Origin of the sequence: Shewanella sp. MR-4 (genome assembly GCF_000014685.1) — a bacterium.
GTDB lineage: Bacteria > Pseudomonadota > Gammaproteobacteria > Enterobacterales > Shewanellaceae > Shewanella.
In genome coordinates this window covers 747,201-763,501 of sequence record NC_008321.1, presented here as the reverse complement: position 1 = coordinate 763,501, position 16,301 = coordinate 747,201, and the positions used below count along the sequence as shown (strand labels likewise).

General features: G+C 46.1%; 12 protein-coding genes and 1 riboswitch. Of the genes, 7 read left to right on the top strand and 5 right to left on the bottom strand.

From position 1 onward, the window contains the following. Window position 1 precedes the first annotated feature (1 nt). From SHEWMR4_RS03420 to SHEWMR4_RS03410, 3 genes are all read right to left on the bottom strand, one after another. Window positions 2-1,117: a succinylglutamate desuccinylase/aspartoacylase family protein gene (locus SHEWMR4_RS03420; protein WP_011621452.1), complete on the bottom strand. Its 1,116-nt coding sequence runs from the start codon at window positions 1,115-1,117 to the stop codon at window positions 2-4. Window position 1,118: 1 nt separating this feature from the next. Beyond that, on the bottom strand, window positions 1,119-2,474 hold the full coding sequence (lysC, locus tag SHEWMR4_RS03415; protein ID WP_011621451.1) for a lysine-sensitive aspartokinase 3: 1,356 nt from the start codon (window positions 2,472-2,474) through the stop codon (window positions 1,119-1,121). Between the two features lie 143 nt (window positions 2,475-2,617). Beyond that, window positions 2,618-2,792, bottom strand: a riboswitch (Lysine riboswitch). A 241-nt stretch (window positions 2,793-3,033) separates the two neighbouring features. Further along, window positions 3,034-3,468, bottom strand: a complete 435-nt coding sequence (locus SHEWMR4_RS03410; RefSeq protein WP_011621450.1) for a DUF3293 domain-containing protein — start codon at window positions 3,466-3,468, stop codon at window positions 3,034-3,036. A 586-nt stretch (window positions 3,469-4,054) separates the two neighbouring features. Between SHEWMR4_RS03410 and arcA the strand changes: the two genes are divergently transcribed. After that, the gene (gene arcA / locus SHEWMR4_RS03405) at window positions 4,055-4,771 is read left to right on the top strand and encodes a two-component system response regulator ArcA (RefSeq protein WP_007644695.1); all 717 of its coding nucleotides are present in this window, start codon (window positions 4,055-4,057) and stop codon (window positions 4,769-4,771) included. Window positions 4,772-5,124: 353 nt separating this feature from the next. On the opposite strand, the gene SHEWMR4_RS03400 is transcribed toward arcA, so the two are convergent. Then, on the bottom strand, window positions 5,125-7,416 hold the full coding sequence (locus SHEWMR4_RS03400) for a S9 family peptidase (RefSeq protein WP_011621449.1): 2,292 nt from the start codon (window positions 7,414-7,416) through the stop codon (window positions 5,125-5,127). A gap of 295 nt (window positions 7,417-7,711) precedes the next feature. Here SHEWMR4_RS03400 and SHEWMR4_RS03395 point away from each other — a divergent pair, with 295 nt between their 5' ends. The 6 genes from SHEWMR4_RS03395 to SHEWMR4_RS20685 all read left to right on the top strand — a co-directional run bounded on the left by SHEWMR4_RS03395 (window position 7,712) and on the right by SHEWMR4_RS20685 (window position 14,720). After that, entirely contained in the window at window positions 7,712-8,704 is a 993-nt protein-coding gene (locus SHEWMR4_RS03395; RefSeq protein ID WP_011621448.1) for a class 1 fructose-bisphosphatase, read from the top strand. Window positions 8,705-9,410: 706 nt separating this feature from the next. Then, window positions 9,411-10,400, top strand: a complete 990-nt coding sequence (locus tag SHEWMR4_RS03390) for a nuclease-related domain-containing protein (RefSeq protein ID WP_011621447.1) — start codon at window positions 9,411-9,413, stop codon at window positions 10,398-10,400. A gap of 142 nt (window positions 10,401-10,542) precedes the next feature. Continuing rightward, complete coding sequence (locus SHEWMR4_RS03385; protein ID WP_011621446.1) at window positions 10,543-11,316, top strand: hypothetical protein; 774 nt, start codon at window positions 10,543-10,545, stop codon at window positions 11,314-11,316. Between the two features lie 707 nt (window positions 11,317-12,023). Next, a complete protein-coding gene (locus SHEWMR4_RS03380) occupies window positions 12,024-12,512 on the top strand; it encodes a TIGR00645 family protein (RefSeq protein ID WP_011621445.1) in 489 nt (162 codons plus the stop codon). Window positions 12,513-12,920: 408 nt separating this feature from the next. Beyond that, window positions 12,921-13,391, top strand: a complete 471-nt coding sequence (locus SHEWMR4_RS03375) for a hypothetical protein (RefSeq protein WP_011621444.1) — start codon at window positions 12,921-12,923, stop codon at window positions 13,389-13,391. A gap of 100 nt (window positions 13,392-13,491) precedes the next feature. Further along, window positions 13,492-14,720, top strand: a protein-coding gene (locus SHEWMR4_RS20685) for an IS3-like element ISShes2 family transposase (protein WP_086022259.1) whose coding sequence is annotated in 2 segments (ribosomal slippage) — window positions 13,492-13,843 and window positions 13,843-14,720 — 1,230 coding nt in all. Because the reading frame shifts where the segments join, the coding sequence is not laid out codon by codon here. A 35-nt stretch (window positions 14,721-14,755) separates the two neighbouring features. On the opposite strand, the gene SHEWMR4_RS03360 is transcribed toward SHEWMR4_RS20685, so the two are convergent. Continuing rightward, window positions 14,756-16,006, bottom strand: coding sequence for a dicarboxylate/amino acid:cation symporter (locus SHEWMR4_RS03360; RefSeq protein ID WP_011621441.1), 1,251 nt, complete (start codon window positions 16,004-16,006; stop codon window positions 14,756-14,758). Window positions 16,007-16,301: the final 295 nt, after the last annotated feature.

The following is a 16,301-nucleotide window of genomic DNA, read 5'->3' as shown; positions in this document are numbered from 1 at the left end:
GTTACTGTGGCAATTCAAACAAATTCGTCATGACTTTATAAAGCTCTGTGCCTTGATGCACTGACGCCGAGGCAAAATGGAGTATGGGCACACAATCCTGCGGCAAGCTTAGCGCCGTCAGCTCCTGCTCACTGCCATATAAGTCGAGCCGCAGCAGATTGACTAAGGTCTCACCCGCCGCCAGTGGCTCTCCCACGGGCGCCACATATTCCACCAATCCCGCCATGGGCGCATGGTACTTTTTGTAATCCTTAAGATAACAGCCAAAACGTGGCATCTTTGCGGGTGCGACTCGCTCGGCGATCACCCCACGATGACTCAAGTAGGCCAAAATCCCCTGAGCATCGACTAAAGCATCCTCAAGGCAAATGCGTTCTTGGCTCGCAAGTTCCAAGGTAAAGGCCGAAACAGCGATCTCAAGTTCTCGCCCCTGTGCTTTGGCGACTTCACTCAATTGCCACCAAGGGCAAAATGCCGCTTCATCCATAGCCCCGCCAAAACTATTGGGGATCACTAAGGTGTAAGGAATCGAGAAAAACTGCGCCGCCACAATATCATATTCTGGGCAATACAAGTGTTTACAGGATTTAGGCCCGGTATGCAGATCCAATACTATATCCGCCTCGTGGGCCATGGCCTGCAGGTTAACCGCTAATCTGTGGCCCGTGGTCACGCCCCACTCGTTACGTAATCGCTGCTGACACGCCTCAACTAAGGTACTGCGGTAAGCTTGGATAAGCGCACTATCACTAAGCTCGGCATGTTCACGGTACCAAGCGGGTAAATCAATCGAGTGATTTAAGTACTCGCGGTTCCAGTTTGCCCCTGTGATAGGGTCAAAACGCCCCAGCGTAAACTCACCACTCTTTTGATTTATCCCCAGCGGATTTGCCAAGGGCACTAAGGTGATTTCCCCTAAGATGTCACAGCGCTCAAGCTGCTTCATCAATTGGAAAATCACCGCATTCCCCTGCACCTCAGCGCCGTGGACATTGGCCTGAATATACACTTTAGGGCCAGAAACATGACCACTTGGCTTGAAGTGGTAAATCGGCAGAGTGAGTGCTTGCCCTGCGGCAAGCTCCCCAATGGTTAAAGACGACGCAGTCGGTTGCATATTACGCGCCTTCGAACAGGTTTTCGTGCAGTGCTTTAACCACTTGCGCCGCTTCTGATTCGGCGACCAATACGCACAAATTATGCGGGCTGGCGCCTTGGCAGATCATACGCACATTGTGGGGCTCAAGCACTTCAAACACCCGGCGGCAAATGCCCGCAGTGGTGGCAATACGGTTACCGATAATCGCCACCAGTGCTAAACCATCTTCAACACGTACACGGCAATGCTGTGATAATTCCTGCAGCAACGCCTCGCTCAACAGCCCTTGGCCGCTTGAATCCGAGCCGGTTTTATCTAGGGTCAGCGATACGTTAACTTCTGAAGTGGTGATCAAATCCACACTGATCTTATGCCTTGCCAGTGTGGCAAAGGTTTCAGCCAAGAAGCCCTGAGCATGCAACATTTGCAGGCTGTGTAAATTGAGTAGCGTTTGGTCGCGGCGCAGCGCAACCGCACGAAATACAGGCGCATCTTCAACCTGATGACGGATCCAAGTGCCTCCCTTTTCAGGCTCCTTACTCGAACCGACAAACACTTGAATTTGCTGGCGCACCGCAGGCAGGATCGTCGCAGGGTGCAGCACTTTGGCACCAAAAGTCGCCATTTCGGCGGCTTCGTTAAAACTGATTTCGGCAATAGGATGGGCGTTTGGCGCAAGACGCGGATCGGTCGTGTAAATCCCGGCCACATCGGTCCAAATCTCAACCGCAGAGGCTTTTAAGGCTTCGGCTAACAGTGCCGCAGAATAGTCGCTACCGCCACGGCCAAGTGTGGTGGTTTGTCCGGCCTCATCTGAACCAATAAAGCCTTGAGTCACAATCACTTGTTCAGATAACAGCGGCAGTAAATGCTCACGAGAGAGAATGGCAATTTGCTCAACCTGTGGCTCGGCGCGGCCAAAATGGCTGTCGGTGCGCAGCACTCGGCGCACATCGAAGGCACTCGAGTTGGCGCCTTTTTCGCGCAATACCGCCGCAAATAATGCCGACGAACACTGCTCGCCAAGGGACAATAACTCATCCATGGTGGCCTTGCTGCGTTGGGATGCCAGCGCTTCGCTCAATACCGCCATACGACTTAACAGCTTATCCAATGCCGCAGCTACATCGTTGGGGCGACCCAGTTTATCTAAGATAGCGTATTGAATTTGGGCTATTTGCTTTAAGCGCTGTAAACGACCATCGTCATTCATCGACTCTTGAGTGAGTTCAACCAAGAGGTTAGTCACGCCACTGGAGGCGCTAACCACCACTAAACGGCAATCGGGATTGCCCAGTACGATATCGGCGCAGCGATTCATTGCACCGTAATCGGCGACAGAGGTACCACCAAATTTTGCGACAACAAGAGACATTATCGTACCTCCGCAGAAGCAGAAGACACGGCACAAACTAGGATAAGATCTTGATTAACTAACATGATTACGCTCCGAACCAACTTCGTTCGAAGAGCCTGGTGCTCAATGATACGCACCCCAATAGAAGGGAAACAGCAATCGTCACCAGAAGCTCTCCACCAATTACAGGTGACAATCGTTAGGATTCAGCCTAAGCGACCGACATAAACATGCAGCAACCACATCTATGCCTCGGCGTTAATCTCCCTCATCAATCATCGCTGGAGTTTGTGCTCCTCTGACTGACTACCTAGTTAACGCTCCTCTTCTGTTCCTTTCCGCCGGAAAGGGACGAAAAAAGTAGCAATAAACCCCTAATGAAGTCAATGCTAATTTCACATCGCATAAACAAATTCAATAAACGCTTTTAAAAACAATGAGCAATTTAGCGGTAAAGCCAAAGCAAAAATGGTGGCGAGGTATCATGCAGGCATTAACAGGATTAAAAAATAACCGACCTAGCCTTGCCCTTTACAGGCAAAGCCGGACAAGAAAAATAGCAATAAACTCGCGCGGCTTAGGTCGCTAGATCCGGCAGTTCGTAAACCAAACGCACGTGATCATTAAACAGGCCTAAACACACTTCATCATGCCCGGTGATGGTGCAAGGCACTAAACTCACCTCGCCCTTTTCCACCATGTAGATGGCATATTGATTAAACTTTTTCCCCAACTGCAGCGCCATGCTTCTATCGACGAACACGGCCCAGCTCTTTTCCATATGGGATAAATCTGGCGATGCGCCCACCATTGCACGATAGGGGCTGCCGATTAATTCAATATCACGGAGAAGTTGGCGGTCGAGTAAACGGTTTTGGCTGGGACTGAGGAGGGTTGAAGCGGGATTATGGGCGGTAATTACAGCAAAGGAAAAATCACAGGATAATGCTTGAGTAAGCAAAAACAACGGCTTCTGGTAATGCTGCCACAAATCTTGAGTCATGTTGTCCATTGGTTGTCTAGTCGAAAAATGAACCCGAGCTAGTGTAGCAGAGCGCCTTCAAAATCCAAAGAGGCGTGAACTAGGTCACAAGAATTAAAAATACATTAGTTATACTAATCAATAACTAAAGTAAATATCATGGTAAATCAGGGCTTCATCCAGAAATTTGTTAACATTTCATTTGTTAACAAATGCCTAAAACGAGTACAATGTCGCCATTGGCTAGTTGAGCAGATAACATTAAGTTTGCTTAATCTTGACAAGGGTTTGTTAGATTCCTCAGTGAAATCACCCAAAGCTAGCCAGACATCTTTTAAAATGTGTTCTACATTTGATTTATCATTTAAACATTTTAAAAAAAACAATAGTTAAGGAACTATTTATAACTATTGCTTATCGAAGTTGATACTGGTTACGTTTTATCGTATTACACTTTAAACGTGCACTTTATATACATCCTGACGTGTCGCCGTAAAGATCTTTCCTTTGAAGCACAGAGCAGTTAGAGGAAGTATCAACATTTTATGAATATAAGGATCCGATGTAAGTGTTCCTTATGGTTAGAATAAAATTGGTTAAAATTTAGGTAATTAATATGCAAAATCCGCACATTCTGATCGTTGAAGATGAAGCCGTTACCCGTAACACGCTGAGAAGTATTTTCGAGGCAGAAGGGTATGTGGTAACTGAGGCCAATGATGGCGCAGAAATGCATAAGGCTATGCAGGAAAACAAAATTAACCTCGTGGTTATGGACATTAACCTACCAGGTAAAAACGGTCTGTTGTTGGCACGTGAATTACGTGAAATCAACAACATTGGTCTGATCTTCCTGACAGGCCGTGACAACGAAGTCGACAAAATCCTTGGACTTGAAATTGGCGCGGACGATTATATTACCAAGCCGTTCAACCCACGTGAATTGACGATTCGTGCTCGCAACCTTCTGACTCGTGTGAATAGCGCTGGTAACGAAGTCGAAGAAAAGAGCTCTGTCGAATACTACCGTTTCAACGATTGGAGCCTAGAGATCAATAGCCGTTCTCTGGTGAGCCCACAGGGTGAATCTTACAAACTGCCACGTAGCGAATTCCGCGCTATGCTGCACTTTGTTGAAAACCCAGGCAAAATCTTAACTCGTGCCGATCTGCTGATGAAGATGACTGGCCGTGAGTTAAAGCCACACGACCGTACTGTTGACGTGACTATCCGTCGTATCCGTAAGCACTTCGAGAGCTTGCCAGATACGCCAGAAATCATCGCGACTATCCACGGTGAAGGCTACCGTTTCTGCGGTAACTTAGAAGACTAATCTTCGAAGTCCGTTTGAATAATAAAAACCAGATCCTCGGATCTGGTTTTTTTATCTCTGCAATATGGCCAATCCTCTGCCCCGCTTTATCACCCCGCCAAACTTGAATCGCTAAACTTGAATAACCAAGTTTAAATAGCCATCGCAAACCTTAAGCGCATCGATTGGAATGGAGCACTTACTCACAACCAAGTGCTATCCACAGCCTTAACTCAGATGTTAGCTAAGGTGGTAGCTAAGGTATTAGCCAAATACCGAGTGTAAAAAAAGAGTGAGGTGTTAGCCTCACTCTTGGATAACTGCATGCGCTAGTTTAACTGCGTACGCTTGGTTAAACAGTGCTCTGCTGTGGGTTATTTGCCGCTTTTAAGCTGTCTATCGAGGAAATCCGCCAGTGAGCGATATAAATGATTACGCACTTTCTCACCGCGCATCGAATGCTTAGAACCTGGATAATCAATCATCTGGAACAGTTTGCCTTCGTCCTGCAACGCCTTATACACGCGAGTACTGTTTTCAAACAACACGTTATCGTCGGCCATGCCGTGGTACATCAATAACCCCGACTGATAGTTTTTCACATAGGGGAACACGCTACTGGCTTCGTAACCTTGTTCATTATTCGCGGGATGGGCGAGATAACGCTCGGTGTAGTGAGTGTCGTACAAGCGCCAATCGGTGACGGGCGCACCCGAAATCGCCGCCTTAAAGTAATCTGGCGCCTTAAACAAACTCATCAAGGCCATATAACCGCCGTAGCTGTGGCCATAAATCGCCACATTATCGCTATCGACAAAGGGCAGACTGCGCAGATAGTCGACGCCAACCTTTTGGTCGTTCACTTCCGCCTCACCCAAGTGACGGTAAATCACCTGTTCGAACTGAGTGCCTCTATGGGCACTGCCACGGTTATCCAGTTGAAATACCACATAACCTTGCTGCACTAAGTATTGGGTAAAGTAATCCTGCTCACTCCAACTATTGGTCACCAATTGCGCATGTGGGCCACCATAAACGCGTACTACCACAGGGTATTTTTTGTTCGCATCGAAGGGCACAGGTTTAAAGAGACGCGTTTGTAAGATTTGACCATCTTCGGCTTTAAGCTCTTTAAACTCAGGCAGTTGCCACAGGCCAGCATAGTCATACAGAGGATGACCTGCTTTGACTTGGTTCTGCTCGACCCACGCCAAGTGTTGACCCTTATCGCCGTGCAAACTGATCTGTGGCGGCTGAGATAAGCTATTAAAATAATCCAGATACACACTTTGACTATCGGCAAATACCGGATTGTGCATCCCCGCCTCGCTGCTCACGCGCTCAACCTTGCCACCCGCTAACGACACACGGTAGAGATGTTTTTCGATAGGGGTATCTTTGCGGCCGGTGAAATACACCCAGCCTGCGGTTTCATCGATATATTCCAGCTCATCGACTGCCCAATTGCCCTTGGTCAGTTGTGTCTTCAGCTTACCTTTTAGGTCAAACAAATAGAGATGATTAAAGCCGTCACGCTCAGAGGCCCAGATAAACGCCGATTGCTGCTTTAAGAAGTGCAGGTCATTGTTTAGATTCACCCAAGCATCGCTGCGCTCTTTGACTAAGGTTTTCGGCTTGGTCAGCGCATCGAGCGCCACCAGTTGCAGGTCTAATTTTTGTTGATCGCGGCTCTGCCACTGGAAGGATAAATGCTTACTGTCGGGCAACCAATCGACGCGAGGCAGGTAAATATCCTTATTTTTATCATCGCTTAAGGTGACCCAATTGATGGCTTTATTATTAAGGGCCACAACCCCCAGTTGGATCTCGACATTGTTTTTACCCGCCGCCGGATAACGCTGCTCGGTAAGCTTAATGCCATCGGCGTAGATTTCATTACGGGTGACTAACTCAACGCCAGACTCATCGATACGGGTAAAGGCAATGGCCGACTCATCGGGCGCCCACCAGTAACCCGTCATACGATCCATTTCTTCCTGGGCAACAAATTCCGCCATGGCATTTTTAATCGCGCCGCCACCGTCTGTGGTCATGGCCTCAAGCTTTTTAGTCGCTAAATTGAGCACATACAGATTTTGGTCCCGCACAAAGGACACAAAATTACCCTTGGGCGATAGGCGCGCATCGGTGGCAAAGCCCTCGCCTATCGGCAGTTGGCTGACGCTGTTATCCGCTAAGGAGAAGTAATACAGATTCCCCGAGGCAGGGATCAACAACGCCTTGCTATCGTCCGCCCAGAAATATTCCATAATGCCTTCGCCATAAATACGTTGGCGCTCACGGCGGGCCTTTTCTTCATCGGATAACTCATTGCTCGCCAGTTTATCGGCGTTTAGCAACAGGCTAGATTCGCCCGTCTTCACGTCCATCTGCCAGAGATCGTAAAAGTTCTGGTTGTCTTTACGTCCCGCAAGATAGGTCACCCTTTGACCATCTGGGGATAACTTTAATCCACGGGGACTCGTGCCCGCCAAGGCAGGCGAAGCATTCATGCGCTCGATAGTCAGCGGCGTTGTGCCGCCCTCAAGCGCATAGGCGGGGGTCAATATCGCGCTAGAAACCATGGCCAGTTGACTCGCTATCAGTAGGGATGAGGCGCCCAATGTCACCGAGCGCAGGGAAGAAGCTAACCCATTTTTAGTCATTATTATTCCTTGGAAGCATACTCGCCTTTAGGTGGCGATCAAAAACTGCCGTCATTGTGCCAAGGCAAAGCCTAAATAAAAAGCGCAGGCAATATACAGATACAAATTAGCTGGCGAACTCCTGCGGTTAGCTCAATTTTCAAGATAACCCACTCAGTCTGACACAAAGGATAACCCTCTTGGCTTAAATTGATTAAAACCCACAGCAACATCGCTGAAATTGTCGACTAACTGAGTTATTATTCGCGGCAAATAATGAAATTGACCTCAATGTTGAACCCCTAAAGGACCTAACATGCAGACTCTTGCCCAGCACTTAACCTCAAAGGCAGTGAACGAATCCCTCTCGCAACTGATTTTGACCTTAGCCGATACCTCCAAAGCCATCAGCCATGCCGTGCGCCACGGTGCCTTAGCCGGTGTGTTAGGCGCAACCGAACAGGAAAACGTGCAAGGTGAAACCCAGAAAAAACTGGATATCATCACCAACGATATGCTCAAAGATGCATTAAAAGTCGACGGCACAGTGCGCGGCTTAGCCTCTGAGGAAGAAGATCATGTGGTTGAAGTCAGCGCCAATGGTAAATATCTGGTATGTTTCGACCCTTTAGATGGTTCATCGAATATCGATATCAACTCGCTGGTCGGCACCATTTTCTCTGTCCTGCCCGCCCCTGCTGGCGAGTTGACTGAAACAAGCTTTTTGCAATCGGGTCGCAATCAGTTAGCCGCAGGTTATGTGCTCTACGGCCCATCAACCATGCTCGCCCTCACCACAGGCCAAGGCGTGCAACTCTTTACCCTGCACCCAGAAACCAACGAATTTTTACTGACCAACGCGGCCATGAGCATCAGCCCAGACACCCAAGAGTTCGCCATTAACATGTCGAACCAACGTTTTTGGGAAGCGCCAATGCAGACCTATATCGCCGATTTACTGCTAGGCAAAATTGGCCCGCGCGAAAAATCCTTCAACATGCGCTGGATTGCCGCCATGGTCGGTGATGTGCACCGCGTACTTTCTCGCGGCGGTATCTTTACTTACCCAACCGACAATAAAGATCCGAAAAAGCCATACAAGCTGCGTTTAATGTACGAAGCCAACCCAATGGCCTTGTTAGTTGAGCAAGCTGGCGGTAAGGCGTCTACCGGTTATGAAACCATTTTGGATATTCAACCGACGCAAATTCACCAACGCGTTGCGGTTATCCTAGGTAGCGCCAATGAAGTGGACGCTTGCCTAAGCTACCATGGTATCGATTACAGCGAAGAACCAACTCTGGATTAAGCCGAATCGCTTAAGCTTTGATTTTTTTTACAGATAAAAGCCACTGACCATAGTGGCTTTTTTGTTGTCGCGGAATGCGACATTTGAGTTTTGATTGCGAAATCAGGGATCAGTAAAGTTTTAGCGATGGGTTTTACATTTAAAGTTTATGCGGCTTAACAGCCGAGGTGAATCAAGATCGTGGGTCTTCAACCCACACCCGACCAAGGAGGACTGCTCGTCCTATCCTCCTTGGATGCTCCAAGACGCCCCTAACGGAGTTGAAAACCCCTTGTGCTCATTGACAAATTTGCTATCGCTTCCGAAGGATGCGTCCCTGCACCTGCGAAAGCTAGCTTGCCATCCATGGCAAGACTCACGCAATTTGTCTATTCGCCCTGCGGCAACTCCGAGGGGATGGTGAACTTCTGGTGTATTGGTGTTAGGTGCAATTGACTGAAAAAGATATGCATGTCCCATCTTTGTAGCTACGCAGACATCCTGTCTGCGTCACTCGATTTTCTTCAACGCCCTTCAGCAACTTCGCAGGGGAAGGTGAACTTCTGTAACTTCTGTGTTGGCTGTAACTCCCGAAAAATCTGCGCCTATTCGCTCTTTCATCTTTGACCAACGTTAACGTTTAGGGATTTTTGTCTTTATCTTTCAATGGCAAAGTGAGTATTATGGGGATGGATATTATCAAGTTATGAATGGACGCTGTTGATAAATGATTCTGAAAACTAAAACACTGCAAAATACCCAAACACCACAAACGATTGCGGGTCAAAAACAAGAACAGGACGTTGCCTTCTATCTGCGCCGCGCTTTCAAAGATCATCCAGAAGTACTCGTTATCAATGATTTTCGATTCACCTTTAACGGCGAAACAGCTCAAATTGATCACTTAATTATTTATCCCTACGGCTTTGTTTTAATTGAGTCTAAAAGCATAAAAGGTCATGTGGATGTAAACCAACATGGCGAATGGACTCGCAGTCACGGCAATAACTGGTTTGGTATGCCATCACCAATCAAACAGGTTGAACTACAACAATCACTGCTTAAAGAGATGCTAAAGCAGCATAGAAGTGAAATTCTCGGTAAGTTACTCGGGATAAGACAGCAAGGCTTTGGTATGCGGTGTTGGGATCATTTATGTACGGTCTCAAGCGATGCGGTCATCAACAGAGAAACTATGCCTGCGGCAGTTTCAGAGCAGTTAGTTAAGACAGAGTTTTTAGTCGAGAAGCTTGAAAAGATTATGAATCTTAAAAGCAAATTCTTCCGAATTATTAATGTGAGTGATACCCGCCCAGACTTTAATCAAGAAGAACTGAATTCAATCGCTAAGTTCTTAATCGATCGCCATCTAGACCCATCTCAATCTACGACCGAAATAACGTCCGTACACACACCACAAATCAAAGAACCTGTAGCCTCCTTTGTCGTTAAAAAAATGGTGGAAGCGAAAAAACCTGAAATAGCGCAACCTACAACAAACAGCATGCTTCGGTGTAAACATTGCGGCGAATCAACAAACTACACCCCGATGTACGGTAAGTTTGGTTACTACATAAAATGCAATCAATGCACCAAAAACACGCCAATGAAACAAGCATGCCCACAGTGCCAAAGCAAAAATATCAAAATACAAAAACGCAACCAGAGCTATACCCTCACCTGCCAAGATTGCAGCCATAGCTCGCAAGTGATTTAAAGGTTTTTGAAAGCTTATTCTAAATTACACTTTAAAATAACGGTTAAAGATCGTGTAGAGAGCTTATTTCTCTGCTCAAAATTTCAACTAGCCAACTTTGCAACATTAACAAAGAGTTACATGTCAACATGGAGGTTTAGATATGGGTAAGCACAATAAAATACCTAATGAAAAAGGTGAAAATTATCTTATTTCTTACATAAACGATGTTCTTATTCCTGCATCAAATGAGTTTTCCAACCACTTGAGTAAGAACAAAGTAAGGCTCCACCATGTTTATTCATTTAATGCCATTTTGGCTCACGCTATTGACTATATGGTTTTTATTGCTAAAAAAAATAACAACAAGGCGAGTAGAAAAGCTTTCATTAAAGAATTTGACGATAGATATGCTGTAGATGGCTGTGAGCACATAAACAATAAATTTACATTGCTGGATGCTATCAACAACTCATTTAAACATGTTGAGCTTAATAAAATATGGTACAAAGAACTCATAAAAAAATATGGAGCACTATCTTTTCACAGCCTAATGTATGAAAACGGTAAAGTATTTTTCGTTATGCCTGATTATAAATTTGATTACTCAAGGGTGGTTTTAAGACCCATTGCTGCAATTTTTAACTGTGACCTTAAAACTACAGATGATATAGATGATTTTATAAACGGGCGGATATATGGTAGTTCCGGCTACGGTCATTTTAATTATGACTACGAGCCGCATGATGCAATTGACCGTATGGTAGATGCTTGTAATCCAGTGTGTATGGATTGTGGAGAAGGTTACGAAAAGTGTGATTGCCCTAATTTTATATATCATGGTAATCGAGGTGAGTTCTCTGGAAATCTTGATCCAAATTTTGATTTTGCAGATGTTATGTCAAATATTAGTGGTACACGAGAGTGGAGTAAATAAATCGACTTAACCTACTAAGGAAGCAGAAAGATGGGATTAACAGCCCACATACTGGCTACAGAAGTACACCTTCCCCTGCGAAGTTGCTGAAGGGCGTTGAAGAAAATCGCGTGTGCGAGGCATGGATGCCTCGCTAGCTTTCGGGGTACAGGATGTACCATCGGAAGCGTTAGTGATTTTCGAATAAGCACGAAGCCACTAACCAATGCATGTAATTTCGCTAGGGACGCCGGGGGATTTCCAAAAGGGGAACAGGCGTTTTCCCCTTTTGGTCGGGTGTGGGTTGAAGACCCACGACTTTGATTCACCTCGGCCGTAAGGCCGCAATGACTCACATACTCACTCCGATAACCGGCCAATTAAAACACAAAACAAACCAACACTATTATCAAATGTGGGGTGAAGCCCCACGACTTTGATTTACCTCGGCCGTAAGGCCGCAATGACCCACATACTCACTCCGATAATCGGCCTATTCAAACGCCAAACAAACCAGCACTATTATCAAATGTGGGGTGAAACCCCACTAACCTAACTCACTTGGCCGTAAGGCCGCAAAACCAAATCTGCTATGCCACATCTAAGGCTTAGCTGCATATACCTCACGCCTTTGCGATTGGCCGATAGCGCGGCGTTAACCCAGTATGTTATTGTTTTGGCTTCATAGATTCGATTATTAAGCTTTAACCACTAAGGATTTGCTCCATATGGAAAAAATATTTGAAAGGCTAATGTACGCATCACGCTGGATTATGGCGCCCATTTACTTGGGACTGAGTCTAGTGTTGTTGGGTTTAGGCATTAAATTCTTCCAAGAGATCTTCCATATTCTGCCGATTATTTTTGAGATGACCGAAGTGGATCTGGTGTTGGTCACCCTGTCCTTAATTGATATCACCCTAGTGGGCGGTCTGATTGTGATGGTGATGTTTTCTGGCTATGAGAATTTTGTCTCGCAGCTGGATGTCGGCGAAGACAGTGAGAAGCTCAGCTGGTTGGGTAAATTAGATTCAGGCTCACTCAAAAACAAAGTGGCCGCCTCCATTGTGGCGATTTCGTCAATTCACCTGCTGAAAATCTTTATGGATGTGAAGAATATCGATAACGACAAAATCATGTGGTATTTGCTTATCCATATCACCTTCGTGGTGTCGGCCTTTGCCATGGGCTACTTGGATAAAATGACTCGTAAATAAACAGCGACGTCGCCCCGTAAGCGGCATTGCTGTTTGAGTGTGAGTGCTAAGCATCACTAAACCAGCCATTACCAAACAATGCCGAGTGCCAAAGATTAAAACAAGCCACTGATAGTAGTGGCTTTTTTATTTTTTGCACAAAAACTGCGCCTCGCACTTTGGTATTAATTTCATCTGCATTGCATAACCTCATGTTTAAATTGAAATTATTGCTTGAGATAATAGCCAGCGTTTCAACCTAAATGGCAATTGAAAATCCAAACTGCTCTTTTGTCATCAAATTCAAGACCAGTTAACCCAAAAGGGTTATTCAAATTCGTCAAAAATCCTTATAATCGCCAACATTTTGACGATATGGCTACACAAACCATTACCGGTATTCGTCCTCACAATTAACAAGGTAGTAAAGTGAAAACAAAATTACTGGCCCTCATGCTTGTCAGTCATCTAGGCTACGCATATGCCAAGGAAGATTTAGCAACAACCTTAGACACCGCAGAGCCCTCCCCCAAGAACCATAGCATCGACTTTATTGATAAAGGCCTCAAGCTGAGCTTAAGCTGCACCGTTGGCGAAACCCAGCCTATTTTAAGCGTCACTATGGGTGAATCCTTTGCCTTTGGTAGCGATCCGAGCGTGTTGATTATTCGCAGCGACAAGCAGCACAGTGTGAAATTTCGCGGCACCGCGACCTTAATGAACTTTACCAGTTTGCCAAAGGCTGATGACGATCTGTGGCAGGCGTTAGCTCAGCTGCAAACCCAAGAGCTAAGTCTTGAGGCCGTTTCGTTTCGCTCAAGCAAATACACTAGCTCAACCTTAGTGGCCGTGGGATTTAGTGAAGCGGTCAGCCAGCTAAAACAGAAGTGTAGCCAGTAAGGGCATGTCTCGCCCTGATAAAAAAAAGCCACTGTAATCAGTGGCTTTTTTAGTTGTGCTGTCTAGTCCTGAAATACGTTGACATAAAGAGGACTTCTTTATGACAACATCAATTAACTCAAGCCGTAAGCGCACACAACGAGATTACACCTTAGCCTTTAAATTAGGCGTTGTAGAGCGTGTTGAAAAAGGCGAAATGACGTACAAACAAGCCCAAGCCCATTTTGGTATTCAAGGCCGTTCAACGGTACTCGTTTGGCTTAGAAAACATGGTAGACTCGATTGGTCGAAACCTTTTCAGCATCCCCTTATGCCTAAGTCAAAAGAAACCCCTGCCGAAACTATCAAGCGCCTTGAACGTGAGTTAGCAGAAGAGAAACTGCGTAACAAAATCCTCAATGGCATGGTTGATATCATGGACAATGAATATGGAGCAGGCCTCAGAAAAAAGTACTTATCCGGTACGTCTGGCAAGCAAAAAACAACGGAGAAATAAACCTCGCTGCCGCATGTCGTGCTGCGGGTATGTCGAGGCAAGGTATTTATCAAGCAGTTGCTCGAATGGAAAGTCGTAGAGCTGAGCTATCGGTCATCAAAGACTGGGTCCAGTACTGGCGTAAATATATGCCAAGGTTAGGGGCCCGTAAGCTCTACACGTTGATAAAATCCAAGCTGGTTGAGCACGATATTAAACTCGGGCGAGATGGGTTCTTTACCTATTTGAGAAGTGAAGGTTTACTGGTTAAACCGAAGAAAAGCTACACCAAAACCACGTTCAGCAAACACTGGATGAAGAAGCATCCTAATCTGCTGAAAGAGGAAGGACTGCATGATGCAGGGCATGTATTGGTCAGTGATATCACCTATCTTGAGTCAGACCAAGGTGTGCACTACCTGTCACTGGTCACCGATGCCAGTTCTCGTAAGATAGTCGGTCATCACGTGAGTAAAGACATGAAAGCCGAGAGTGTGGTGAAAGCGTTAAAAATGGCCATAAAAGATAAGCGCTATATCGGCAACGCAGTGCATCACTCAGACAGAGGTTTACAATACTGCTCAGCAGTTTATCAGAATGCGCTTCAGGCGAGCCAAATCCAGCCGTCAATGACGGATGGTTATGATTGCTACCAAAATGCATTAGCAGAAAGAGTGAATGGCATACTGAAGCAGGAGTTTTTACTGCACCGATGTAGGACATTTGCGGAGCTGAAGATACTTGTTAGAGAATCGATAGCAATATACAACGATATGAGACCGCATCTGAGTTTGAATATGGACTCCCCTAATCAGGTGCACAATAGAAAAGGCCAGCTACTGGAGCTGGCCTAAAAACTGTCAACCTATCTTAGGACGGGACATGCGATTTAAGACTCGCTATCGACTAGCTCGACTTGATGGGTCTTTTCGGTTTGGTCGACTATGGTCAACACCGCCGTATCCCCCACCACGTTGCAGGAGGTCAGCACCATGTCGATGATGCGGTCCAGTGCGGCCACAATCGCAAAGGCTTCAATCGGCAAGCCCATTTGATGGATTAATACCCCAATCATCACCATGCCGCCACCGGGCACACCACCCGCGCCAACAGATAATAAAAAGATACTAAACAGCAGCGATGGCAATTGCTCGCTGGTGATTGGCATACCGAAGGCATTGGCGACAAAGAAAATCGCAATCGTGATATAAATCGCCACGCCGCCCATGTTCATGGTCGCCCCAAGCGGCACACCAAAACCTGCCACGGCGCGATTAACCCCAAGCTTTTCCGTTAGGGTGCGCATGGTCACAGGAATCGTGGCATTAGAGCTGGCGGTAGACAGGGAAAACAGCACTTGCTCTTGGGTTTTCTCGCGAAAGCTCTTGGCCGAAATCGGTGTGAAGAAACCCACTGCCAATGGATAGACCACAAAAATCCACAGTAATAGCAGCGCCAGAATGATCATGACGTATTCGAGCACACTCATAAATACTGCCGCATCTAAGGTAGCGCCTAACTTAAACATCAGCGCAAACACACCATAAGGCGCAAGGCTCATCACCACAGAAATCAGTTTCATCATGATTTTATTGGCGGTTTGAAAACCTTGTACCGCGCCAGCCACATGCTCGCCGAGGGATTTGATCACCCCGCCCAGCATCAGTGCCATAAAGATCACTTGCAGCATATTGCCCGACATAAAAGCCGCCACTGGGTTGCGCGGCACTATATCAATCAGCAGCGCCATTAAGCTGGGAAGTTCAGTCGCGGTAATCGCCACCCCATCAGTGCTGCTCATATCGACGCCTTTACCTGGGTCGAGCAGTAATACGACTAATAGGGCGGTTGAGATAGCGACCACGGTATTAACGATGTAAAAGCCGAAGGTTTTGCCGCCAAGGCGCCCAAAGCTTTTTAAGTCCTGCAGCTCACACACGCCGCAAACGATACTGACAAACACCAGCGGTACGACCAACATCATGATCATATTGACGAACATAGTGCCGACGCCGCCAGCCAGTTCGACTAAATTGCCAGAAAAGAAGCCAATATCGTTTAGAAAATATTGCACTAAGGTGCCGAGAATAAGTCCCGCAAACAGACCGATAAAGATCCGTGTCGAAAGTGATTTAATCATGCTTATGGTTTCCCCAAATAGCTCATCTTTTATTATTCATCTTCCTTGATGAGCAAAATCGCCATTCCCTTTTCGGTTCAGGCGGGGATAGTGAAACATGCTGGCTGTAAATTCAATGAATAAATTTGCTTATTTCATTTTCAATTAAGCCAAACTCATCACAAAAATTTTGTATTTAACTGATTTTTATTGAAAATAAAATTATCGATTAATAATTACGCTATTAATGCGCAAGTTAAAAAATCAAAATTTAAACAGTATTTAAACCAAATAAACACAATTAATCGATTCAGCT

Bases quoted from the DNA above. Each gene is read 5' to 3' on its own strand.
- SHEWMR4_RS03420 (WP_011621452.1), bottom strand. From the start codon at position 1,117: ATGCAACCGACTGCGTCGTCTTTAACCATTGGGGAGCTTGCCGCAGGG.
- lysC (WP_011621451.1), bottom strand. From the start codon at position 2,474: ATGTCTCTTGTTGTCGCAAAATTTGGTGGTACCTCTGTCGCCGATTAC.
- SHEWMR4_RS03410 (WP_011621450.1), bottom strand. From the start codon at position 3,468: ATGGACAACATGACTCAAGATTTGTGGCAGCATTACCAGAAGCCGTTG.
- arcA (WP_007644695.1), top strand. From the start codon at position 4,055: ATGCAAAATCCGCACATTCTGATCGTTGAAGATGAAGCCGTTACCCGT.
- SHEWMR4_RS03400 (WP_011621449.1), bottom strand. From the start codon at position 7,416: ATGACTAAAAATGGGTTAGCTTCTTCCCTGCGCTCGGTGACATTGGGC.
- SHEWMR4_RS03395 (WP_011621448.1), top strand. From the start codon at position 7,712: ATGCAGACTCTTGCCCAGCACTTAACCTCAAAGGCAGTGAACGAATCC.
- SHEWMR4_RS03390 (WP_011621447.1), top strand. From the start codon at position 9,411: ATGATTCTGAAAACTAAAACACTGCAAAATACCCAAACACCACAAACG.
- SHEWMR4_RS03385 (WP_011621446.1), top strand. From the start codon at position 10,543: ATGGGTAAGCACAATAAAATACCTAATGAAAAAGGTGAAAATTATCTT.
- SHEWMR4_RS03380 (WP_011621445.1), top strand. From the start codon at position 12,024: ATGGAAAAAATATTTGAAAGGCTAATGTACGCATCACGCTGGATTATG.
- SHEWMR4_RS03360 (WP_011621441.1), bottom strand. From the start codon at position 16,006: ATGATTAAATCACTTTCGACACGGATCTTTATCGGTCTGTTTGCGGGA.